Origin of the sequence: Streptomyces sp. NPDC042638, assembly GCF_040647235.1 — a bacterium.
Classification (GTDB): domain Bacteria; phylum Actinomycetota; class Actinomycetes; order Streptomycetales; family Streptomycetaceae; genus Streptomyces; species Streptomyces rameus.
The window spans coordinates 141,082-163,036 of the sequence record NZ_JBEZBT010000012.1 but is presented as its reverse complement, the minus strand read 5'-3'; the positions used below and the strand labels follow the sequence as shown (position 1 = coordinate 163,036).

General features: G+C 72.3%; 17 protein-coding genes and 1 pseudogene. 9 read left to right on the top strand and 9 right to left on the bottom strand.

Annotation, left to right across the window (positions count from 1 at the left end; all coding sequences use genetic code 11):
- Nucleotides 1–1,836, bottom strand: a 1,836-nt coding sequence (locus tag AB0B40_RS13425) for a coagulation factor 5/8 type domain-containing protein (RefSeq protein ID WP_362263942.1), incomplete at its 3' end; no start/stop codon positions are given.
- 300 nt (nucleotides 1,837–2,136) lie between these two features.
- On the opposite strand from AB0B40_RS13425, the gene AB0B40_RS13420 reads away from it, so the two are divergent.
- From AB0B40_RS13420 to AB0B40_RS13405, 4 genes are all read left to right on the top strand, one after another.
- Nucleotides 2,137–3,210 (top strand): DUF1996 domain-containing protein, encoded by a 1,074-nt coding sequence (locus tag AB0B40_RS13420; RefSeq protein ID WP_345051551.1) that lies wholly within the window; start codon nucleotides 2,137–2,139, stop codon nucleotides 3,208–3,210.
- Between the two features lie 98 nt (nucleotides 3,211–3,308).
- The gene (locus AB0B40_RS13415; RefSeq protein WP_362263941.1) at nucleotides 3,309–5,066 is read left to right on the top strand and encodes a discoidin domain-containing protein; all 1,758 of its coding nucleotides are present in this window, start codon (nucleotides 3,309–3,311) and stop codon (nucleotides 5,064–5,066) included.
- Nucleotides 5,067–5,096: 30 nt separating this feature from the next.
- The gene (locus AB0B40_RS13410; protein ID WP_362263945.1) at nucleotides 5,097–7,532 is read left to right on the top strand and encodes a glycoside hydrolase family 3 C-terminal domain-containing protein; all 2,436 of its coding nucleotides are present in this window, start codon (nucleotides 5,097–5,099) and stop codon (nucleotides 7,530–7,532) included.
- Between the two features lie 65 nt (nucleotides 7,533–7,597).
- Complete coding sequence (locus AB0B40_RS13405) at nucleotides 7,598–8,638, top strand: LacI family DNA-binding transcriptional regulator (RefSeq protein WP_345051545.1); 1,041 nt, start codon at nucleotides 7,598–7,600, stop codon at nucleotides 8,636–8,638.
- A gap of 10 nt (nucleotides 8,639–8,648) precedes the next feature.
- Here AB0B40_RS13405 and AB0B40_RS13400 read toward each other — a convergent pair whose 3' ends face one another.
- On the bottom strand, nucleotides 8,649–9,020 hold the full coding sequence (locus AB0B40_RS13400; RefSeq protein WP_345051543.1) for a peptidase inhibitor family I36 protein: 372 nt from the start codon (nucleotides 9,018–9,020) through the stop codon (nucleotides 8,649–8,651).
- A 394-nt stretch (nucleotides 9,021–9,414) separates the two neighbouring features.
- On the opposite strand from AB0B40_RS13400, the gene AB0B40_RS13395 reads away from it, so the two are divergent.
- Nucleotides 9,415–9,837: an SDR family oxidoreductase gene (locus tag AB0B40_RS13395; protein ID WP_345051540.1), complete on the top strand. Its 423-nt coding sequence runs from the start codon at nucleotides 9,415–9,417 to the stop codon at nucleotides 9,835–9,837.
- 54 nt (nucleotides 9,838–9,891) lie between these two features.
- Entirely contained in the window at nucleotides 9,892–10,635 is a 744-nt protein-coding gene (locus AB0B40_RS13390) for an SDR family oxidoreductase (protein ID WP_345051538.1), read from the top strand.
- Between the two features lie 35 nt (nucleotides 10,636–10,670).
- Here the strand turns inward: AB0B40_RS13390 and AB0B40_RS13385 are convergent, their stop codons facing one another.
- Nucleotides 10,671–11,564 (bottom strand): LysR family transcriptional regulator, encoded by an 894-nt coding sequence (locus AB0B40_RS13385; protein ID WP_345051535.1) that lies wholly within the window; start codon nucleotides 11,562–11,564, stop codon nucleotides 10,671–10,673.
- Nucleotides 11,565–11,721: 157 nt separating this feature from the next.
- A complete protein-coding gene (locus AB0B40_RS13380; RefSeq protein WP_345051532.1) occupies nucleotides 11,722–12,462 on the bottom strand; it encodes a class I SAM-dependent methyltransferase in 741 nt (246 codons plus the stop codon).
- Between the two features lie 446 nt (nucleotides 12,463–12,908).
- Here AB0B40_RS13380 and AB0B40_RS13375 point away from each other — a divergent pair, with 446 nt between their 5' ends.
- Nucleotides 12,909–13,646 (top strand): NAD(P)H-binding protein, encoded by a 738-nt coding sequence (locus AB0B40_RS13375; protein ID WP_345051529.1) that lies wholly within the window; start codon nucleotides 12,909–12,911, stop codon nucleotides 13,644–13,646.
- A gap of 52 nt (nucleotides 13,647–13,698) precedes the next feature.
- On the opposite strand, the gene sigJ is transcribed toward AB0B40_RS13375, so the two are convergent.
- Nucleotides 13,699–14,613, bottom strand: coding sequence for an RNA polymerase sigma factor SigJ (gene sigJ, locus AB0B40_RS13370; RefSeq protein ID WP_345051527.1), 915 nt, complete (start codon nucleotides 14,611–14,613; stop codon nucleotides 13,699–13,701).
- Nucleotides 14,614–15,291: 678 nt separating this feature from the next.
- Here sigJ and AB0B40_RS13365 point away from each other — a divergent pair.
- Nucleotides 15,292–15,780, top strand: coding sequence for a DUF3566 domain-containing protein (locus AB0B40_RS13365; protein WP_362263940.1), 489 nt, complete (start codon nucleotides 15,292–15,294; stop codon nucleotides 15,778–15,780).
- A 63-nt stretch (nucleotides 15,781–15,843) separates the two neighbouring features.
- Here the strand turns inward: AB0B40_RS13365 and AB0B40_RS13360 are convergent, their stop codons facing one another.
- From AB0B40_RS13360 to AB0B40_RS13350, 3 genes and pseudogenes are all read right to left on the bottom strand, one after another.
- Complete coding sequence (locus tag AB0B40_RS13360; RefSeq protein WP_345051522.1) at nucleotides 15,844–16,620, bottom strand: class I SAM-dependent methyltransferase; 777 nt, start codon at nucleotides 16,618–16,620, stop codon at nucleotides 15,844–15,846.
- A gap of 315 nt (nucleotides 16,621–16,935) precedes the next feature.
- Entirely contained in the window at nucleotides 16,936–19,683 is a 2,748-nt protein-coding gene (locus AB0B40_RS13355; RefSeq protein ID WP_362263939.1) for a molybdopterin cofactor-binding domain-containing protein, read from the bottom strand.
- A pseudogene (locus AB0B40_RS13350) lies at nucleotides 19,680–19,916 on the bottom strand (FAD-binding molybdopterin dehydrogenase); the annotation flags it as partial. The pseudogene AB0B40_RS13350 and the gene AB0B40_RS13355, both read right to left, overlap by 4 nt.
- On the opposite strand from AB0B40_RS13350, the gene AB0B40_RS13345 reads away from it, so the two are divergent.
- A complete protein-coding gene (locus AB0B40_RS13345; protein WP_362263938.1) occupies nucleotides 19,879–21,489 on the top strand; it encodes a helix-turn-helix domain-containing protein in 1,611 nt (536 codons plus the stop codon). The pseudogene AB0B40_RS13350 and the gene AB0B40_RS13345 overlap by 38 nt on opposite strands.
- Here AB0B40_RS13345 and AB0B40_RS13340 read toward each other — a convergent pair.
- Nucleotides 21,437–21,835 (bottom strand): helix-turn-helix transcriptional regulator, encoded by a 399-nt coding sequence (locus tag AB0B40_RS13340; RefSeq protein WP_345051515.1) that lies wholly within the window; start codon nucleotides 21,833–21,835, stop codon nucleotides 21,437–21,439. The genes AB0B40_RS13345 and AB0B40_RS13340 overlap by 53 nt on opposite strands.
- Nucleotides 21,836–21,955: the final 120 nt, after the last annotated feature.

Below are 21,955 nucleotides of genomic sequence, written 5' to 3'. Positions count from 1 at the left end.
GCTGCACCGGCTGGCCGGACGCCTCGTTGACGGGGTGGTGTCCGTATGGTATGCCACCACCGTGGACGGGGTCGTGGACGTCCCCGACGTCGGTGATCCCGTCTCGTTGATCACGTGCTCGTACTGGCCGTTGCCGCCGAGCGAGACCACCAGAAGGTCGTGGAACTTCACGCCCGGCCGGTTCGGGGCGGCGAAGCCGTGGTGCTGCACGATGGACGGGGCGACGTTGTAGTAGCAGTAGCTGCCCAGGCCCCAGCCCTCATGGACCGTGACGTTGTCGCCGACCTTGTAGGCCGCGTAGCCCTTCACCGACCCGTTCTGGATCGCCGCCTGGTTCGGGGCGTCGTACGCCTTCTCGTTCTGGAAGAAGATCGTGCGGCCCCGCTGGCCGTTCCACTGCACGTCGTACTTGTTGAAGTGCTCCACGAACAGGCCGGTGCACAGGACGTCGTCGCCGTTGACCACGATGCCGTAGTCGGCCCGGTTGGTCTCCCAGCCGACGCCGGTGCCGTGGTCGGCACGCCAGACCCAGGTGTGGTCGACGATGGTGTGCCGGCTGTTGATCACCATGCTGGTGGTCGCCTTGCCCGCGCCCGCCCCGCCGATCCGGACGAAGACGTCCTGCACGGTGGTCGGGTTGGCCGAGTGGTCCGCCGACGCGCCCGCCGGTCCGACCTCCAGCAGGGTCGCGGAGTTCACGGGCCCGGCGTCGACGAGGAATCCGGCGAGCCGGACCCCGTCCACGTCGGCGACCTTCAGCACCGTGGTCCCGTTGTCGGGCACGAGCGTCGCGTACCCCAGGCCCAGCACCACGGTGCCCGCACGGTTGACCTGTATCGGCTGGTCCACGTGGTAGATGCCCGGTGTCAGCAGCAGGTGAAGGCCCTGTGCCAGCGCCTGGTTGAGGGTCGCGGCGCTGACGCCCGGCTTGGCGACGTAGAACTGTGACAGCGGCAGGGAGGTGCCCCGCGGAGTGCCGTTGCCCCAGGTGACACCCCGGGCGTTGGTCCGCTTCTCCGGCAGGAACACGCGGAACTCGCTGCCGCTGACGTAGAGGAACGGCTTCTCGCGGGAGACGGGAGTGGTGTCGAGGGTGGTGTACGGCGGGTTGGGGAAGCTCTGCGCCGGGGCCCCCTGGACACCGGAGAACACCATGTTCCACACGCCGTTCAGCCAGCTGCCGATGACGCTGTCCCGGGTGTACCACTGCTGCTGCGAGTAGGGGCCGACCTGGCCGTCGATCCGGCTGTCCGCGAGGTAGCCGCCGCTCGCCCAACCGTACCCGGACGGCGCGAGGTTGAGCCCGCCGCGCACGTGCATCCGGCGGAACGGGGCTGCCTGGGCCACCGCCCACCGGTTGGTGCCGTTGGCGGGGACCAGGGCCAGGTTCTCCGCCGAACGCCAGAAGTTCTGCGTGGCGTTGCCGTTGAACCAGCCGGCGTCGACCGTCACGTCTCCGTTGATCGTGGTGTCGTCGGGGGAGAGCCCGAGACCGGCGATGGAGGTGTAGAAGCCGATCTGGGCGTTCAGGCCGTTGTAGGTGCCGGGCTTGAAGAACAGGGCGTAGCGGCCGGTGCCGAACTGCGCCGACTCCTGCTGACGGAAGACCTGGTCCAGCTTGGCCTGGATGCCGGGCGTGGACGGGTCGAACACGAGGACGTTCGGGCCGAGGTCGCCCCCGCCGGGCAGGGCGGACGGGGACACGCGGGAGGTGCCGGCCGCCCGGGCGGGCGTGGACACACCGGCCAGCACGGGCACCGCGGCGGCCGCCGCACCGAGAACGGCCCGGCGGCCGACGGAGGACGAGGACGGGGAGGTGGGGGAGGAGGGAGGCATGCGCGGCTCTCCTTGTTCAGGAAATGAACGAAGCGGGGTGGGGGAGCGCTCTCTCGACGTTGGATGCTTCATTGGCGTGAACGATGCGTCAAGAGTTGCGACCGAATTCCCCCACGAGGCGCCTGAGCGGCCGTCAATTCGCCTGTTCTGTCTTCGAGTAGTGAGCAGGACCGGCCGACTCATCTGATCCTTTGGCGGTTTCCCTTGACACCTCCCGTCGCCGCCTCAACACTCCAGCGGTGGGAGAGCGCTCTCCCACCTCCGTACGACCTCTCCTTCCCCTCCCGTCGAGGAGCCCCCATGTCACGGAGATCGAAGATCCTCTCGGGCGCGCTGATCACCTCCGCCCTGGTGCTGGCCTCGTTCGGCGTCACCGGTGTGGCCGCGTCCTCCACCCCCGGAGCCGCGGTGACGGCGGCGCACGCCGGCCACGGCATGGCGCTGTCGACGGCCGCGTCGCCCGAGGACCCCGACGGCGACGGCTACATCCCCGTCAACCCGCCCGTCACCGGCACCGCCCCGTCCACACAGGTCCCGCCGCACCGCTACTTCCACGAGTTCCAGGCCAACTGCGCGGTCAGCCACACCAGGCCCGACGACCCGATCGTCTATCCGCAGCAGCCCGGCAAGTCTCACGACCACACCTTCATGGGCAACACCACCACCGACGCGGGCAGTACGACCGCCTCACTGAGCGCGGGCGGCACCACCTGCAAGGCGCCGGGAGACCTGTCCGGCTACTGGATGCCCACCCTGTACAACGGCGGCAAGCAGATCCTGCCGGTCGGCCCGCAGGTCATCTACTACAAGGCCGGCGTCACCGACTACACCAGCGTCCGGCCCTTCCCCAAGGGGCTGAGGTTCGTCGTCGGCAGCCCGATGCAGAGCGCCGACGAGTTCCGCCACCACCCCGGCTTCGTCGAGGGCTGGGAGTGCGGTGACAGCTACTTCAACACCGAGTTCCCGGCGACCTGTCCGAACCGCGCCGACGTCCAGCTCAACATCCGCTTCCAGGCGCCCAGTTGCTGGGACGGCAAGTACCTCGACACGCCGGACCACAAGAGCCACATGTCCTACCCGGTGGTCAAACCCGGCACCAACGACAACGTCTGCCCCGCCGACCACCCGGTGGCGCTGCCGATGATCGAGTTCAAGATGGCGTTCCCCGTCAACGGCGACATGTCACAGGTACGGCTGTCCAGCGGCACCGGTCACAGCTTCCACTACGACTTCTTCAACGCCTGGGACGACCGCACCCTCAAGGCGCTGGTCGACCACTGCATCGTCGGCGGACTGCAGTGCGACGCCCGCGGCTACGACGAGACCCACCCCGAGGCGGGTGCGGCCCTGAACGCCGACTACCGCCTGCCCTGACACCCCCCCGCACGGCACCGCCCCCGTAAGGCACCCGCCCCCCACGGCACCCGCACCCCCCCGCGACACCCGCACTCCCCACGGAGACCGGACTCACCATGACCCCACCACCCCGCACTCACGCGCGCCGCCTCGCCGCGCCGCCCCTCATCGCCGGCGTCCTGACCGTCGGCGCCCTCACCGCCCTGCCGGCCGTCCAGGCCCACGCGGCCGGCAGCGTCGTCAAGGTCACCGGCACCCAGGGCAACTGGCAGCTCACCGTGGACGGACAGCCGTACCAGATCAAGGGACTGACCTGGGGCCCGTCCATAGCCGACGCCGACAGGTACCTGCCCGACCTGAAGTCCATGGGCGTCAACACCATCCGCACCTGGGGCACCGACGCCACCAGCAAACCGCTGTTCGACTCCGCCGCCGCGAACGGCATCAAGGTCATCGCCGGATTCTGGCTCCAGCCCGGCGGCGGCCCCGGCAGCGGCGGCTGCGTGAACTACCTGACCGACACCGCCTACAAGAACCAGATGCTGGACGAGTTCCCCAAGTGGGTCCAGACCTACAAGGACAACCCCGGTGTCCTGATGTGGGACGTCGGGAACGAGTCGGTCCTCGGACTGCAGAACTGCTACAGCGGGACCGAGCTGGAACGCCAGCGCGACGCCTACACCACCTTCGTCGACGACATCACGAAGAAGATCCACGCCGTCGACCCCGACCACCCGGTCACCTCGACGGACGCCTGGGTCGGCGCGTGGCCCTACTTCAAGAAGAACGCCCCCGACCTCGACCTGTACGCCGTCAACTCCTACAACGCCGTCTGTGACGTCAAGTCGGCCTGGCAGCAGGGAGGTTACAACAAGCCCTACATCGTCACCGAGACGGGCCCGGCCGGCGAGTGGGAGGTGCCCGACGACGCCAACGGCGTGCCACTGGAACCGAGTGACCGGGCCAAGGCCGACGGATACACCCGCGCCTGGGGCTGCGTCACGGGGCACAAGGGCGTCGCCCTCGGCGCCACGATGTTCCACTACGGCACCGAGTACGACTTCGGCGGCATCTGGTTCAACCTGCTGCCCGCCGGCCAGAAACGGCTGTCGTACTACGCGGTGAAGCGGGCCTACGGCGGGGACACCTCCCGCGACAACACCCCGCCCGTCATCTCGGACCTGACCGTCGAGGGCGACGCGGGCAAGGTCCAGGCGGGCCGGGACCTGACCCTCGCGGTCAAGGCCACCGACCCGGACGGGGACGCGCTCTCCTACGAGGTCCTCGACAACAGTATGTACATCGACCAGAGCAAGAACCTCACCCCGCTGCCCTTCACCGCCCTCGGCGGCGGCCGTCTCAAGGTCACCGCGCCGGACCGGCCGGGCGTCTGGAAGGTCTACGTCAAGGTGACCGACGGCCACGGCAACGTCGGCGTCGAGACCCGGTCCGTCAGGGTCGTCCCGCCCACACCGAGCGGCACGAACCTCGCCCTCGGCAAGCCCGCCACCGCCTCCTCCTCCCAGGCGAGCTACGGCGACTGCCCCTGCACCGCCGCCAACGCCGTCGACGGCAACCAGAACACCCGCTGGGCCAGCGACTGGAGCGACCCCCAGTGGATCCGGGTCGACCTCGGCACCCGCACCGCCTTCCGGCACGTCCAGCTGCTCTGGGAGGCCTCCTACGCCAAGGCGTACACCGTCCAGACCTCGGACGACGGCCAGACCTGGCAGACCGTTCGCACCGTGACGGACGGAAACGGCGGCGTGGACGACTTCGACGTCACCGGAACCGGCCGGTACGTCCGGATCAACGGCACCGCCCGCGGCACGGGCTGGGGCTACTCGCTGTACGAGTTCGGCGTCTACAGCTGACGATCACCGTCGATGCCCGAGGGGGTGGGGATGGCCGACGAGGACGAACTCGACCGGCTGCTCGACAAACTGACCGTACGCACCAAGGTCCGGCTGCTCACCGGCGCCACCACCTGGCGCACGGCGGCCGAACGGGACCTGGAGCTGGGCGAACTGGTGCTGTCGGACGGCCCGGCGGGGGTCCGCGGGGAAGGCTGGGACGAACGCCGCACCTCCGTGCTGCTGCCGTCGGCCTCCGCGCTGGCGGCCACCTGGGACGAGCAGCTGATCGAGGAACTCGGCGGCCTCCTCGCCTCCGAGGCCCGGCACAAGGGCGTGGACGTGGTCCTCGCCCCCAACCTGAACCTGCACCGCACCCCCCTGGCCGGCCGGCACTTCGAGTGCTTCTCCGAGGACCCCGTGCTGACCGGCAGGATCGGGGCCGCACTGATCCGGGGCATCCAGGCGCACGGCGTCGCCGCCACGGCCAAGCACTTCGTGGCCAACGACGCCGAGACGGACCGGCTCACGGTCGACGTACGCATCGACGAACGCACCCTGCGCGAGGTCCATCTGGCGCCGTTCGAGGCGGCGGTGGCAGCCGGTGTCCGGCTGGTGATGGCCGGATACAACCAGGTCAACGGCACCACCATGACCGCCCACCGACTGCTGACCGCACCGTTGAAGAGCGAATGGGGATTCGACGGCGTCGTCGTCTCCGACTGGGGCGCCGTCCGCGGCACCCACGACACCGCCCGTGCCGGGCTGGACCTGCAGATGCCGGGACCCGCCGGCGAGTGGGGCGAACTGCTGGTACGGGCGGTGGAGGCGGGCGAGGTCGAGGAGGCGGCCGTGGACGACAAGGTCCGCCGGCTGCTGCGGCTGGCCGCCTGGTCCGGCGCCCTCGGCAGACCCCGGCGCAGGGGCCGCCCGCACCTGCGGCCCCGGCAGGCGCGGGCCCTGGCCCGGCGGGCCGTCGCGGCGGGAGCCGTCCTGCTGGCCAACCGGGGGGTGCTGCCCCTGGACCCCGCACGGCTGGGCACGGTCGCCGTCATCGGCGCGGCAGCCGCCCGCACCCGCACCCAGGGCGGCGGCAGCGCCGGGGTGTTCCCCCAGGACGAGGTGTCGCTCCTGGACGGCCTCAGGGCGGGACTGCGGGGCCGGGCCCGCGTCGTCCACATACCCGGCCCCGCCCCGGCCGGGCCGCCGCCACCCCTGGACATGGTCATCGGATCCGACCCGCGCACCGGCACCCCCGGCGTGCTGCTGCGTGTCCTGGACGCCGACGGCACCGAGCTGCACGCCGAACACCGACGCGGCGGAAGGCAGTTGGAGCCCCCGCTGCCGCCCGGCGCGCACACGGTGGAGATCAGCGCACGACTGCACCCCCGTACCTCCGGCACCTGGCGGATCGGCATCTCCGGCTTCGGCCGTCTCAGCCTCCATCTCGACGGACACCCGCTCCTGGACGGCGAGTTCGCCGCCACCACCGACGATCCCGCCGTCCTCCACGTGAGCCCGCCCGCCCAGACCGTCACCGCCCGGCTGAGCGCGGGCTCCACCCCGTTGCTCGTCGCCCGCCGCGAACTCGCGCCCGGCACCGGCCGCGCCACCGTCGTCGGCGCCCAGCCACCCGGCCCCGCCCAGACCCTGGCCGCGGTGTCCCGCGCCGCACGCGAGGCGGACGTGGCCGTCGTGGTCGTCGGAACCGGCGAACAGCACGAGTCCGAAGGACGCGACCGCAGCCACCTCGCACTCGGCCCCGAGCAGGACGCCCTGGTACGCGCCGTCGCCCGGGCCGCCCCGCGCACCGTGGCGGTCGTCAACAGCGGCGGCCCGGTGGAACTGCCCTGGCGCGACGATGTCGGCGCACTCCTGCTGGCCTGGTTCCCCGGCCAGGAGGCGGGGGGCGGCCTGGCCGACGTCCTCCTCGGCCGCACCGAGCCCGGCGGACGGCTGCCCACCACCTGGCCCGCCCGCCTCACCGACGCCCCCGTCACCCGGACCCGCCCGGTCGCCGGCCGCCTGCCCTACGACGAGGGCATACACCTCGGCCACCGCGGCTGGCTGCGCGCGCGGCGCACCCCCGCCTACTGGTTCGGGCACGGACTGGGCTACACGACCTGGGCCTACGACGAACTCTCCGGCCCGGCGCACACCGCGGCGGGCGACGACCTCACCGTGTGCGTGCGGCTGCGCAACACCGGACCGCGCCCGGGACGGGAGGTCGTCCAGGTCTACCTCTCCCGGCCGGACGCCACCGCCGTCGACTATCCCGAGCGGTGGCTCGCCGGGTGGACCGCCGTCCGGGCCCGGCCCGGCGAGACGGTCGTCGCACAGGTGCACGTCCCGGCGCGCGCCCTGAGCCACTGGGACGTCGTCCCGGGTGGCTGGCGCACGGAACCGGGACCGTACCGCGTTCTGGCCGGCCCCTCGGCGGGCCGACTGCCCCTGACCCTCGACATCCATGTGAGCGAGCGGACCTGAGGGGGCGCCCGCACGCCGGAGAGCGCTCTATCCGCGCAGGCCGCCCGGCCGTTAGGGTGCCGGACATGAGCAGACAGGCCCCGACCCTGGAGGACGTCGCCCGGGAGGCAGGCGTCTCCCGGGCCACCGTCTCCCGGGTCGTCAACGGCGTACGCAACGTGGACCCCGCGATCCAGGAACTGGTCCGCCAGGCCATCGAACGCACCGGCTACGCGCCCAACCGAGCCGCCCGCTCCCTGGTCACCCGGCGGGCCGAGACCGTGGCACTGGTGGTCTCCGGCGCCGGGGACACCTCCGACGAGGCCCAGGCCGCCTTCGCCGCCCGGGTGTTCGCCGACCCGTTCTTCGGCCGGGTGGTCGCCGGGATCGTCGGCCGTCTCCGACCGCGTTCGGTCCACCCGGTGCTGATGTTCGCCGAGTCGGCCGCCGCCCGGCACGAGGTGGTGACCTACCTGAGGCAGGGACGGGCCGACGGCGCGCTGGTGGTCTCCAGCCACGCCGACGACCCGCTCCCCGCGCTCCTCGCCGGAGCCCGGCTGCCCGCCGTCCTCTTCGCCCGCCCCGTCCGCCCCGTCCCGCTCAGCTACGTCGATCTGGCCCACCGGGACGGCGGCCGGCTCGCCGCCGAGCACCTGCTCGCCCGCGGTTGCCGCAGACCGGCCACGATCTGCGGGCCCCTGGCGGTCGCCGCCAGCCAGGAGCGGCTGGCCGGCTTCCGTGACGCCCTGGCTCGCCGGGGCCTTCCCTACGTCCCCGTCGCCGAGGGCGGCTTCACCCTGGACAGCGGGTGCGCGGCCATGACCGACCTGCTCGCCGAACACCCCGACGTCGACGGTGTGTTCGCGGCCAACGACCTCATGGCCCGCGGTGCCTGCCAGGTGCTGTGGGAACACGGCAGGCGGGTCCCCGAGGACGTGGCGGTCGTCGGCTTCGACGACTCCACCGCAGCTGTCACCGGCCGGCCCCACCTGACCACCGTGCGCCAGCCGGTGGAGGACATGGCCGCCGAGATGGCCCGCCTCCTCGACGAGCACATCCACGGCATCCGCACCGAGCCCACATCCATCGTGTTCGACCCGGAGCTGGTCGTGAGGGACTCGTCCTGACGACGGCGGCTCAGCAGCCCGTGGTCCAGGTGTGGGAGCCGCCCTGGTCGTTGGCGCCCGCGTTGTAGCCGACCTCCTGGCCCGGAGCCAGGCAGAGGGTGACGCGTCCCAGCAGCTCACGGCCCTCGTACACCTTGACGTGGTCCTTGACTCCGGGGCCGGAGAGACCGTGGTTCGCCCACGAGGAGTCCTGCTTGAACATGTCGCCCTCCCACCAGTGGTCGTCACCGCTGTGTTCGATCTTCAGACCGTCGAAGTTCGCGTTCGTCCAGACACAGAAGTATCCGGCGCGGCAGTCCGCCGCCCGTGCCGTCGCCGACGTGGCGAACACGGCGCCGGCGGTGATCAGGGTCGCGGCGAGGAGAGTGGTGAGGCGCTTCACGGTTGCGGGTCTCCCGTAGTTCGAGGTGCTGAGCCGGTGCCGGGACGCGCATGTCTCGGGGCGCCCCGTGCGGCCGAGGTGACCGATGTGCGTGCCCACCCCACCATTTGGCACCCACCCCCTGCATCCGCCGTTGGAGTGATAGCCGCGGGCCGCTTCGACGGCACGGGCGGCCGAAGAGGCTCAACCGCGCAGGGCCGGGGTGCCATAGGACTTACCTATGGCAGCTGCTGATATTTCGTCTTTGCCTCGCGTTCTTTCCCGGCCCTACCGTGAAACGGGTCGACGAGGTGTTCACCACGATTCACGCGGAGATTCGTGCTCCGCGCACGTCGATCCTTTTCTGGCCAGTTTCTGTCGAGCGGACGAGTACGCGATCGAAAGGACCGGTGGTATGACCACCATCGAGAACGGACCGGGAACGCGGGAACTCGCGGGAAAGCGGGCTCTGGTGACGGGGGGTTCCCGCGGAATCGGAGCGGCCGTCGTGCGTCAGTACCTGGACGCGGGCGCGGAGGTGATCACGACCGCCAGGTCCGCCACGAGCACGGTGCCGGAGGGGGCCGCCTTCGTGGCGGCCGACGTGCGCACACGGGCCGGAGCGCAGGCGCTCGCCGCGGCCGTGCGGGAGACGCTCGGCGGGGTGGACATCCACGTGGCGCCGGGTCCGGCGAACGCCGACGGCACCACGCCGCTGGGGCGCGACGGTCAGCCCGACGACATCGCCCACGCGGTGCTGTTCCTCGTGTCCGGCCGGGCGAACTGGCTGACCGGGAGCAAGTTCGTGGTCGACGGCGGGGAATTTCCCAGGGGATGACGCCGACGGCATTTCGGAAGGCAAGTCCTGTGAGAGAGAAAGAAGGAATTCGGTATGGGAAAGTACAGCGACAAGAACGTGGTGATCACGGGTGGCGGCAGCGGTTTGGGGTTCGCGACGGCGAAGCTGCTGGCGGACGGCGGGGCGCGCGTGCTGATCACCGGTCGTTCTCAGGCCACGCTCGACACCGCGCGGGAGCGGCTCGGCGGGAACTCGGTCGCCGTCCGGGGCGACGTGGCCTCACTGTCCGACCTGGATGCCCTGGCTGACCGCGTGAGGGACGAACTCGGCACGGTCGAGGCGCTGTTCGTCAACGCCGGCATCGCCACCCTCACGCCGTTCGGATCGACGACCGAGGAGATGTACGACGAGCTGTTCGCGGTCAACGTCAAGGGCGCCTACTTCACCGTGCAGAAGCTCGCCCCGCTGCTGAGCACGGGCGCCGGCGTCGTCCTCACCACCTCGGTCGCGAACGTCATGGGCATCCCGGAGACCAGTGTCTACGCGGCCGGCAAAGCGGCGCTGCGCTCGATGGCCCGCAGCCTCTCCCGCGAGTTGCTTCCACGTGGCATTCGTGTCAACGCGGTCAGCCCCGGTCCCATCGACACGGGAATCCTGGACAGGTCGATGACCCAGGAGGCCGCGGCGGAGTTCAAGGCGCAACTGGTCGCGAACAATCCCATGCACCGCTTCGGCACCCCCGAGGAGGTCGCCGCAGCGGTCGCGTTCCTCGCCTTCGACGCCACGTACACCACCGGCGCCGAGTTGGCCGTGGACGGAGGCGCCACCCAGCTGTGAGGAAGAATTCGCGGCTCCCGCCTTCTTCCCGGCCGTCAGGGCACCGGTGAGAAGGCGGACCCCGACCAGGCCTCCTGACGCAGAAGTTCGAGCAGGGCCGTCTCCGCCGGGCCCGCGCCGTGCCGGACCACCGCGATGACGGGCTGGGACACGACCGGGAACACCGGGCGGACGAGGTGCTCGTGACCGTGGGGCACCGCGGAGGCCGGGACGAGCGTCACCCCCAGCCCCTGGGCGGCCCAGCGCACGGCCGTCGCCGTCTGGGAGACACGGGCGGCCGTGACCGGGGTCAGGTCATGGTCCCGCAGCACGTTCAGCAGCACGCCGTCGAGCGCGCTGTCGCGGTCGAACCTCACCCACGGCTCCCCCTGCAGTTCGCGCAGCTCGACCCGGTCCGCGGCGAGCTGCCGGTGCCCGGCGCCCAGCACCGCGACGAACTCCTCGTCGCCGAGATGGTGGGCGTGTCCGGGGCTCCGCTCGCACGCCGCCATCAGGGCGAGGTCCAGCACACCCCGCCGGCACAGCCGCTCCAGCTCGGCGGAGCTCGGCTCCTCGAAGACGGTCACCTCCAGCCGCGGGAAGCGGCGCCGCAGCGCGCCCAGCGCGCCCGGCAGCTGCCGCGTGCCGAAGCCCAGCTGTACCGCGACCACCAGCTCGCCCACCAGCTCATCGGCACCGGCCCGCGCCGTCGCCCTCGCCCGCCGCGACGCGCTCACGGCGACCTCCGCCTCCCGCAGGAAGGCACGGCCGACCACGGTGGGCACCAGCCCGGTCGGTGTGCGGGCGAACAGCTCCACGCCGAGTTCCCGCTCCAGGCCGCGGATCTGCTGGGACACCGACGGCTGAGCGACGCGCAGCAGCTCCGCCGCCGCCGTCACCGAACCCGCCTCGGCCACGGCCAGGGCGTACTCGAACTGACGAAGGCTCATCGGATCCTGTTCCCTCCCGCGGTCCATCCCCTTGTGATCGTGGGTAACCCGGTTCCGCCGGCGGAGATTCCCGTGCGCACGGTCGCCGTGTCCAAGGCTCCCCTGCCGGTTCCCGAGGCGCGGCCCGCGCGCGACGGAACGCCGCCGCGCCGCTCCCTCAGGCGTGCGTCGTCAAGATCATGTACGGGGCGGTCCGGGTCTCCGCCGGGGACTCCTCGGCGGCGCCGTCGGCAGGGAGGGTGGGCAGGTCGACGGTGGGGGCGGGGAAACCGGCTTCGGTCAGGAAGGACCGGTACCGGTCGAGGGAGCGGTAGTAGGTGGCGCCGGTCATCGTGGTGCCGTCGCGCAGGCGCAGCAGCGTGGGGACCGTGTCGCCGTCGCCGTAGACGGCCTTCGGCTCGCCGTGGCGCACAGTGGAGAAGGCCACACCGGTCGCCGCCGGGTTGAGGTCGGCCAGCAGGTACGGGGCACCGGGGCGCAGGACACGGCGGATCTCGGCGGTGAGTCCGGCCAGCCGTCCGTCGTCGGGGTCGGTGCAGTACACCAGGCAGCACACGGCGGCATCGACACTGCCGTCACCGAGCCAGTCCAGGTTGCGGCCGTCGAACAGCCGGTAGGAGACACGGGGGTGGGGGCGGTCGGAGCGGGCGACGCCCAGCATGTCGGCCGACGGATCCAGGGCCTGTACCGCCCACTCCCCGGCCTCCGCGAGCCGCATCGCGACCGCGCCGGTACCGCACCCGACGTCCAGGGCCAGCCGGCCGGGCCCGGCTCTGCCGGCCAGCCGCCGCAGTACGGCGGGGAAGATCAGCTGCTCGGCCAGCCGCATGTCGCGGTGGCGATAGGCGTCGGCCGCGGCGGAGCCGTCCCAGCCGACGGGGTTGTCCTCGACGCTCACAAGCGGTGCCTCCTGCGCTGAGCCGGGCCGGCGGAACGTTCGGCGGCAGCCTGGCACAGGACGACGCCGGAGATTCCCGAGGTGCCGGAAGTTCCCCCGACAGCGCCTCCGGCATGCGGGTGATTGACGTGGCCCTCTCCTTTCGCCGCCGCCGCCGCCCGCACGCCCGCACCGACGCCGTGACGGCGGTGCGGTGACGCCGACGCCGTGACATCGCCGGCCGGCCGGGCCCTGGGCCCCTGTCCTCGCCGCAGTCGTCGTCTTGCGCGGCTCCGGGTCCCGGCCGAGCGTGGACGCGGGGCGGCGCCGCGGTGGACCGGCCGCCGGCCGGGGCTGTCACAGACACGGCCGCTGCCCTGTCTCTCTTGTGTGCGGATGGCCGCACCGGATCCGGCGGGGTGTCCACCGGATTCCGCCGGGAAGCGAATCAGCAGATGGAGACAGTGATGAAGATCGTGGTCATCGGCGGTACGGGGCTCATCGGCTCCCAGGTGGTCGCGCTGGTGTGCGACGGAGGTCACGAGGCGGTGGCGGCCTCTCCTTCCACGGGCGTCGACACCCTCACCGGCCAGGGCCTGGCAGCGGCTCTCGAGGGCGCGGACGTGGTCGTGGACGTGTCGAACTCCCCCTCTTTCGACACCGAGCCGGCACTGGAGTTCTTCACCCGTTCGGCGCAGCACCTGATCGACGCCGAGAAGAAGGCGGGCGTCCGGCACCATGTCACGCTGTCCATCGTCGGCGTCGATCAGGTACCCGACTACGGCTACTACCGGGCCAAGGTCGCCCAGGAGAAAGCCGTGCGCGACGGCGGCGTCCCGTACAGCATCGTCCGTGCCACCCAGTTCTTCGAGTTCATCGCTCCGGTGATGGACATGTCGACCGTGGGTGACCAGGTGCGCATGCCGTCCGTCCGGCTGCGCCCGATCGCCTCCGCCGACGTGGCCTCCGCCGTCGCCGAGGCCGCCCAGGCCGAGCCGTTGAACGGTGTGCGCGACATCGGGGGCCCCGAGATCCACGGTCTCGACCGGCTCGGTGAGATCACGCTGGCGGCGAAGCCGGACGGACGCACCGTCGTCACCGACGAGACCGCCGGCCTCTTCGCGGGCATGCCCGACGTTCTCGTCGGCGACGACACCGTGCAGGTCGCGGCCACCCGCTACGAGGACTGGCTCAAGCGGAACTGACGGTTCCCACCCGCTTCGGCCCCGGCCCGCGCGCACCGGTGCGGGCCGGGGGCTACGGGCGGCCGGCGAGCCTGTCCGCCGACCGCTCGTACGCCCTGAGCTTGTCGGGGGCCAGAACCCAGTAGAGCCCGTCGATGCCGTCCGGACCCGCGGTGACGCTCACCAGCGCCACCGTGACCCCGTTCTGGACGAGCAGCAGGCCGGGCCGGCCGTTGGCCTCCCCCACGGCGTACTCGGCCCTGGGGAAGAACTTCCTGGCGAAGGCGCTGATCCTGGCCACACGCCGGACACCCGTGACCTCCAGGCGGGCCACACCGCGCATGCCGTTGCCGTCCGCGTAGGCGACGACGTCCGCCGACAGCACGCTCTCCAGGGCGGCGACGTCACCGTGCCGAGCCGCCGCCACGAAGGCGTCGAGCAGGCGTCGGTGCTGCACCGCGTCGACCGGGTCACGGCGCTCGGCGGACAGCCGCTTACGGGCCCGGCTGACGATCTGCCGCGTATTGGCCTGACTCAGCTGCAGCATGCCCGCGATCTCGTCGTAGGCGTACTGGAACGCCTCCCGCAGCACGTAGGCGGCCCGTTCCACGGGGTTCAGCCGCTGCAGGACCAGCAGCACCGCCAGCTCCAGCGCCTCGCCGCGCTCCGCCCCCACCTGCGGATCCACACTCGTGTCCACGGGCTCGGGCAGCCACGGCCCCACATATGTCTCCCGGCGTACCCGCGCCGACTGCGCCACGTTGATCGCCAGGCGTGTGGTGATCTTCGCCAGGAACGCCCCGGGCTCCAGCACCGCACTCCGGTCGGCGCCCTGCCAGCGCTCCCACGCGTCCTGCACCACGTCCTCGGCCTCGGACACGCTGCCGAGGATGCGGTACGCGATGCCGAACAGGCGTGGACGCAGCTCCTCGAACGCGCCCGCCGCCGCGCTCAGCGAGTCGTCGGGGAAAGGCCGTGGCCGGTCCATGGTGCCGATGCCTCCGCAGGTCGTATTGCCGTACGCAGGCATGCCCCGGCGCACGGACGGCCTGCTCGTTGTGATGCTACGGAGGCCGGTCCGCGCGCCGGGGAGGACGGTCGCGCGAACCGCGAACCCCGAACCGCTCGCAGTGCATGATCGCAAAAGGGCCGATACCGTCGGATTCACGGACCAGCAGGCCCCAGAGGCCGCCCGGCGGTCGACGGAGGCCCGTTCCATGGTGGCGGGCACGGCCGTACTGCCAGGCCAGTCAGGGAGACAGGCATGAGCCGAGCCAAACGCAGGCCCCGCGGTACCCCCGGCGGAGGGGCGACACCCGAGCAGGACGGCGGCTCCGGCTCCACCGCGCACATAGGGCCCGTCGGACACCAGCATCCAGGCCCCCCCGATGGGCCCAGGGCGCGAACCGCGCCCTGGGCGGGCCGTGGGCCGGAGCACGCGCCGCGGAACCGGCCAGGCCCCAGTGGGCGTACGGGGTCCGCGCCAGGGCGTCCCGTCCGGCCCGGACCCGCCCCGAGCACCGTTCGCCCGTTCGGACCCGCCGGGGTGGGACGGCCCGGCCCCGCGGTCGGGACCGGGCACCGTCCGGCACCGTCCGGTGCGCGCACCGGGCCCGGTCGGCGGACGATACGACTGCGGCTGGCAGAGGCTGATCCCTGGTCGGTGATGGTGACGAGTTCCCTGGTTCTGGGAGGGCTCGGCGTACTCGCGGTCGTCACGGCGTGCGTCGCCTGGATCATGCTGGAGGCCATGGCGCCGGACGTCCTGCCCGCGCTGACCACTGTCCTGGGCGTCGCTGTCGGCGTCGTCAGTCTGGAAGTCGTCCTCGGGACCTGCCTGGCGACGCTGGCCGCCTTCCTCTACAACCTGTCGGCGCAGTACAGCGGTGGTGTCGAAATAGCCGTGACCGACGGTCTGATCGGCCCGACCCCGGCCGCCAGCCAGGCCCTGCTGTTCCTCGCCCGAACCCGTGCCCGCGTCCGCCGTCAGCTGCGCAACCGCCTCCGGTTCCGGGGGACCGGCGCCCTACGGCACCCGCTCGACGGCCCCGACGTCCGGACCCGGACCGTCGCCGACCGGCCCGCGGGGGCCCGCCCGGAGGCCGACGGGGCGGGGAGATCGGACGGGGGAGCGGCCGGGCAGCCCCGGCCCTGACGCCCGGTTACGGCAACGGCGGCCACGCCATGTTCGGCAGCCGCACGTACGCTCTCGCCCGGCTCACGGGGTGGCGCGCACGATCACGAGCGACCCTTCGTACACCGGCCGGACGCGCAGGTGGCCGAATTCCCCGTCCCAGATCCCGGCCGCCAGGTCGTGGCGCAGCGTCCGGTCGAAGCGCTCGCGGACCCGGTCGTCGGCGAAGCTCCATGCCGAGCACGCCTGGCGGGCGGCCGGGTCGAGGAGCATCTCGGGGCGGCCGTAGTACGCCTCGTTGAACCCGTCGGTGCAGTCCAGGGGGATGGGCACGGTCTGGACGGTCCAGGTGCCGCCCAGCGCCGCTGCCAGTTCCTCGACGGGCGGGTGCCGACGGGCCTCGATGTCGAGCACCTCGGGTGCGTACCGGTACAGCCAGAAGTCCCGGACCAGGGCGGGATCGAAGGTCAGGACGACCACGGGCCCACGGGTGACGCGCCGCATCTCGCGCAGGCCGGCCCGGACGTCGGACCACTGGTGCACGCTGAACAGCGTCATCGCCGCGTCGAACGCACCGTCGGCGAAGGGCAGATCCTCGGCCACGGCGTCGATCGCCGGGGCGAGCCGCGTCGGCCGCCTGGCGCGCATCGACTCCGAGGGCTCGACCGCCGTCACCGCACGGGCCGCGCTCTCGTAGGACCCGGCGCCCGCGCCGACGTTGAGCACCGTGCGGGCGTCGCCCAGGGCCTCGGCGACGAGCCGGGCGATGCGTTCGTCCGGCCCGCGGTGGGAGGGACAGCCGGAGTCGGCGTCGCCCTGGCCGACGCGGGCTGCGCTGCCGTCCCGGGTGCGTGTGGTCATGGGGGATTACCTCGCCTCGTGAGCAGGAACAGGGGAAGGGGCCCCACGCGCCCATCGGTTGTGCCGGTCGGGGCGTGAGGGCAGGGGGAGCCGCGGTCCGCGGCCACCCGCGGTCAGTACTGCCGTGCTCCCGTGCCCCATGGGGCCGCCTCCTCCACCGGACGCCTTCATGCCTCATCCTGCATCTGCGGCCTATATTCGACAATCACCTGGCAAATGCTTGGCTGAAGGCACAAACAGCGCCGCTTCCGGGGAGACCCCATTGGAGGTAGCGACAAGCCGCGGGCGTATACGCGCGCGTGGCTCGCACGGGGTCTACGGGCAGTCGCCCACGCTCCGATCCGTCACCCCCGCCTCCCGCAGCGCCCGCCACACCCGGTCACGGGTGAAGGGCAGCTCGGTGAAGCGCACCCCGGTCGCGTCGCGCAGGGCGTTGGCGAAGGCGGGGGCGACCGGGTTGAAGGGGCTCTCGCTCATCGACTTGGCGCCCAGCGGGCCGATGGCGTCCGCGGTCTCCATGAAGTGGACCTCGGTGCGCGGCACGTCCGCGTACTGGGGAAGCCGGTAGCGGCGGAAGGCGGCCGTCTCCACCTCGCCACGCGCATCGATGCGGACGTTCTCGAAGAGCGTGGAGCCGAGCGCCTGAGCCACCCCGCCCTCGACCTGGCCCCGGCACTGCATCGGGTTCATCACCTTGCCCGCGTCGGCGGCGTGCACACTGCGCAGGATGCGGATCTCCCCGGTGCCCGGGTCGACGGCCAGTCTGAACCACTGGGCGTTGAAGGCGACCGAGCGCGGGGTGCCGCCGAAGTTCCCGTCGGCCGTCACCTCGACGCCGACGGCGCGAGCGGCGGCATACAGCTCCTTCAGCGGCAGACGCCCGGCGGGATGAGTCACGGCCTCGTCCGCGAGCCGGCACTCCGCACGCGGGACACGAAGGTGGGCGGCGGCGAAGTCCAGCAACATGTCGGCGAGGGCGCGGGAGGCGCGCAGGGTGGCCTTGCCCGCGACCACGGTGCCGGTGGAGGCGAACGCGCCGGTGTCATGGCGTACGACGTCGGTGTCGGACTGGCGGACGGTGATCCGGTCGACGGTGGTGGCGAGTTCGCCCGCCGCGATCTGCCGGTGCACGGTCGTCGTGCCGTTGCCGAACTCGGCCGTGCCCACGGCCAGATCGAAGGTGCCGTCGGGCAGCAGGGAGGCCTTGGCATCGGCGATGTGGCCGCCGGGCGGGCCGGTGGCGATCATCGCGAGCGCGGCCCCCTCGCCGACCAGCCACCCGTCCGGGACGGTCCCGCCGGCATGGGTGTCCGCCTGCGCCCGGCGGACGATGCCGATGCACTGGTCCAGGCCGTAGCTGGCGATGTGCAGGTCCTCCTCGTGACCGCCGGGGGTGACCATCGGTTCGTCGGCGCCGATGACATTGCGGGCCTTGAACTCCAGCGGATCCAGGCCGAGTCGGCGGGCCAGCTCGTCGAAGGCGGACTCCACGGCGAACATCACCTGCCCGAGGCCGTAACCGCGGAAGGCGCCCGCCGGGACGGTGTGCGTGTACACCGAGTAGGCGTCGACCTTCTTGTTCCGGGCACGGTAGATCGCCATGGACTCGCCGACACTGTGGAACATCACGGCCGGACCGTGGTTGCCGTACGCTCCCGTGTTCGCCACCACGCGCAACTGGAGGGCGGTGAGGACGCCGTCGCGGCGGGCGCCCGCCTTGACGTGGACGGTGAAGGGATGCCGGGTGGTGGCACCGTAGAACTGCTCGGCGCGGGTGTACTCCAGCTTCACCGGACGGCGCAGCCTCAGCACGGCCAGGGCGACGATGTCCTCGACCAGCATCTCCTGCTTGCCGCCGAACCCGCCGCCGACCCGGCCCGCGACGACCCGCACCTTCTCCAGCGGCAGGCCGTACAAGGCGCACAGGGCGCGGCGGGTGAGGAACGGCGTCTGCGAACTGGTGCGCACGGTGAGGCGGCCGTCCTCGTCGAACCAGGCGACGGCTCCGTGTGTCTCCAGACTCGCGTGCTGCCCGCGCTGCGTGCGGAAGGTGTCCTCGTAGACGACGTCGGCCTCGGCGAAGCCGGCCCGGATGTCGCCGATCTCGCCGTGCGCCTCACCGACCACGTTGTTCCCGGGACGCGAGATGCGGTGGGTCCTCGCGTCCTTGTCGTGGACGACCGGCGCGCCCGGCCGCATCGCGTCCTCCGGGTCGAGGACGGCGGGCAGCACCTCGTACGACACCTCGATGCGCCGGCAGCCCTCCTCGGCGGCGCCCTCGCTGTCGGCGACGACGGCCGCGACGCGCTGGCCGATGTAGCGGACGGTGTCGTCCAGCACCCGGGTGTCGTCCGGGTCCTCCTCGGGGTGCTCGTGCCGGGCCGTGGAGAAGTGCTGTTCCGGGGCGTCGTGGTGCGTGAACACGGCGTGCACCCCGGGCACGCGCAGGGCCGCGGAGGTGTCGACCGCCACGATCCGGGCGTGGGCGTGCGGGGAGCGCAGCAGCTTCATGCGCAACACCCCCGGCACGTCGATGTCGAAGGTGTAGCGGGCGGTGCCCGTGACGACCTGCGGACCGGCCGGGGCCGCAAGACTGCGTCCGACGCAGTCGCCGGGCACGGGCTCCTCGACGTTCTTCACTCCGCGTACGGCGTCCTCGATGGCCCGGTAGCCGGTGCACCGGCACAGGTTGCCCTTGAACGCCCTGGGCAGATCGGCCAGTTGGTCCTCGCCCAGAGCGGCCGTGGTCATCAGGAAGCCGGCCGTGCAGAAGCCGCACTGGAAGCCCTGGGCGTCGAGGAACCTCTGCTGGACGGGGTGGAGGTCACCCCCGGCAGGCGCAAGGCACTCGATGGTGGTGACGGTGCGGCCGTCGGCGCGGAAGGCCGGGTACACACAGCTGTGCACCGGCCTGCCGTCGACATGGACCGTACAGGCGCCGCAGTCACCCTGGTCGCAGCCCTTCTTCACACCGAACCAGCCGCGCTCGCGCAGATAGGTGCGCAGACACTGCCCGGGGCGCGGCTCCTCCTCGTGGGACCGCCCGTTGACCTCGACCCTCATCGTGCCTCCTGCTGCACCAGCTCGCGGCGGATCTCCTCCGCGTAACGGAACGTCATGTGCCGCCGCCACTCGGGCAGCCCGTGGATGTCGTCGAACCACTCGTCGTCCGCGACGGCCGAACCGATCGCCGCGCGCAGCGCCTCGGCGGTCGGCGGCAGCGGGAACCACACCCGCACCGGCCGGACCGTCGAAGCGGTGACGGTGACGGCGAAGGAGCTGTCCAGCGGGTCCAGCGCTGAGGTCGATCAGGCGCCGCAGGTGCGGCTGCTGGAGGACCCCGCCCGCTTCGTCCGGCCCGACGAGGTCGTGCTGAGCGGGCTCGTCTGGTGGAGCGCGGACGGGGGCCGGAAAAAGGCCGAACGCTTCGTCGCCGGGCTGAAGGACGCGGGCGCCGCCGCACTGCTCGCCGGTGAGGAGACCCACGGCTCGGTGCCCGAAGACCTGGTAGAAGCATGTGTACGGCACGGCGTCCCGGTCGCCGGTGTGCCGGCCCACGTGATGTTCCGCGCGATCACGGACGCCGTGTACCTGAGACAGTGGGGCGGCCTGAGCCGCCACCACGCGCTGCCCGAGCACGTGCGCGTCCGGCTGAACCGGCTGGCCGCGCAGGACCCCGACCCGGCCCTGATCCTCGCCACCGCCTTCGCACACCTCGACGCGGGCCCCGCCTACGTCCTGACGCCGGCGGGCCGGACCGTCGCGGCGACGCCGGGCGCCGGCCCGCTCCAGGCGCGCGAGGCGGCCCTGACCGGGGGCGACAGCGGTACGACGGTCCTGACCAGGAGCGACAGCGGTGCGACGGTCCCGGTGGAGGGCGACCCGGCCAGCCCCTACGAACGCTGGTGGCTGCACCTGCCGGACGGGGCCGCCGCGCCACCCCGGCCGCTGCACGAGATCGCCGCGTTTCTCGGCCGCTGCCAGGAGACGCTGACCCGCCGTCGGTCCCTCCATCGCCGGGCGGCGGACGGACTCGGCAGGCTGCTCACCGACCCCGGCGCCGGCCCCGGCACCGACCCCGACGGCGGCTCCGGCACCGGCCCCGACGCCGGAGACCTGACCACCGCGGTGCAGCTCTGCGGTCTGCCCACGCGGGGCCCCTACCGCGTGATCGTGGCCGACACCGGGGCACGGCACCGGGGACTGGCGGACGGAGCGCTGACGGAGATGATCGCGCACACCTCCCCGGCTTTCTCCGCCGTGGGACGCCTGCCCGACGGAACCGCGTTCGCGGTGGTACCGGAGGACGCCACCACCGACCTGGTCGAGATCTGGCCCCTGGTGGCGGGCTGCGAGCCGGACGTCTTCCTGCACGGCGGACTCGCCGCACCGGCCGCCGGGACGACCGGGCTGCCCGGCGCCCTGGCCGAGGCCCGCTACGCCCTGAGCTGCGCACGGGAGACCCAGCCGGGGAACGCCCCGCTCATCGACGCCACGGACATCACCACACTGGACACCCTGCTCACGGGCATACCGGCCGAGGTCCGTACCGCCTACAGCCGCACGGTCCTTGGCCCGCTGTTCGACTCGGCGAGCGCCTCCGCCGCCGCACTGCTGAACACCCTGGAGGTGTTCCTCGCCCACGACGGCTCCTGGACCCGAACGGCCGAGGAACTGCATCTGCACGTCAACACGGTGCACTACCGCATCCAGCGCATCGAGCACTTCACCGGCCTCGACCTGTCCCGCCTGCGGGACCGCCTCGACGTGTGGGCGGCCCTGCTGTGCCGGACGGACCCGCACCGCACACCCGCGCCTACGACCGCTCGACCTCCACGCTCGTCGACTTCACCCGCGCGACGACCGTGACCCCGACGGCCAGACCCAGCTCGTCCACCGCCTCCCGGGTCACCAGGGACACGATCTCGTGCGGACCGGCCTGGATCCGCACCCTGGCCACCACGTCGTCCGTGGCCAGGGCCGTGACGATCCCGGTGAGCGCGTTGCGCACCGGGGCCGGGGGACCCGCCGCCCCGCCCCCCGCGCTCCCGGCCGCCCGAGCCCGCACGAACCGCGCCAGCCCCACACCGTCGATCACCCGGTTCCCCGAGCCGTCCCGCCCCATCGGAAGCCGGCCCGCGTCCGCCCACCGGCGGACGGTCTCCGGACTCACTCCCAACAGACGCGCGGCCTGGCCAATGCTGTACGTCGGCACCGTAGAACCCTAGCCGTCCCCCGCGTGATGACGGCGCTGTCCCCGGTCAGCGAGGGGATTCGGTTTCCCGAACCCCACTGCCGTGCCGGGATGGACCGGCCCACCCGGGGCCACGTCTGG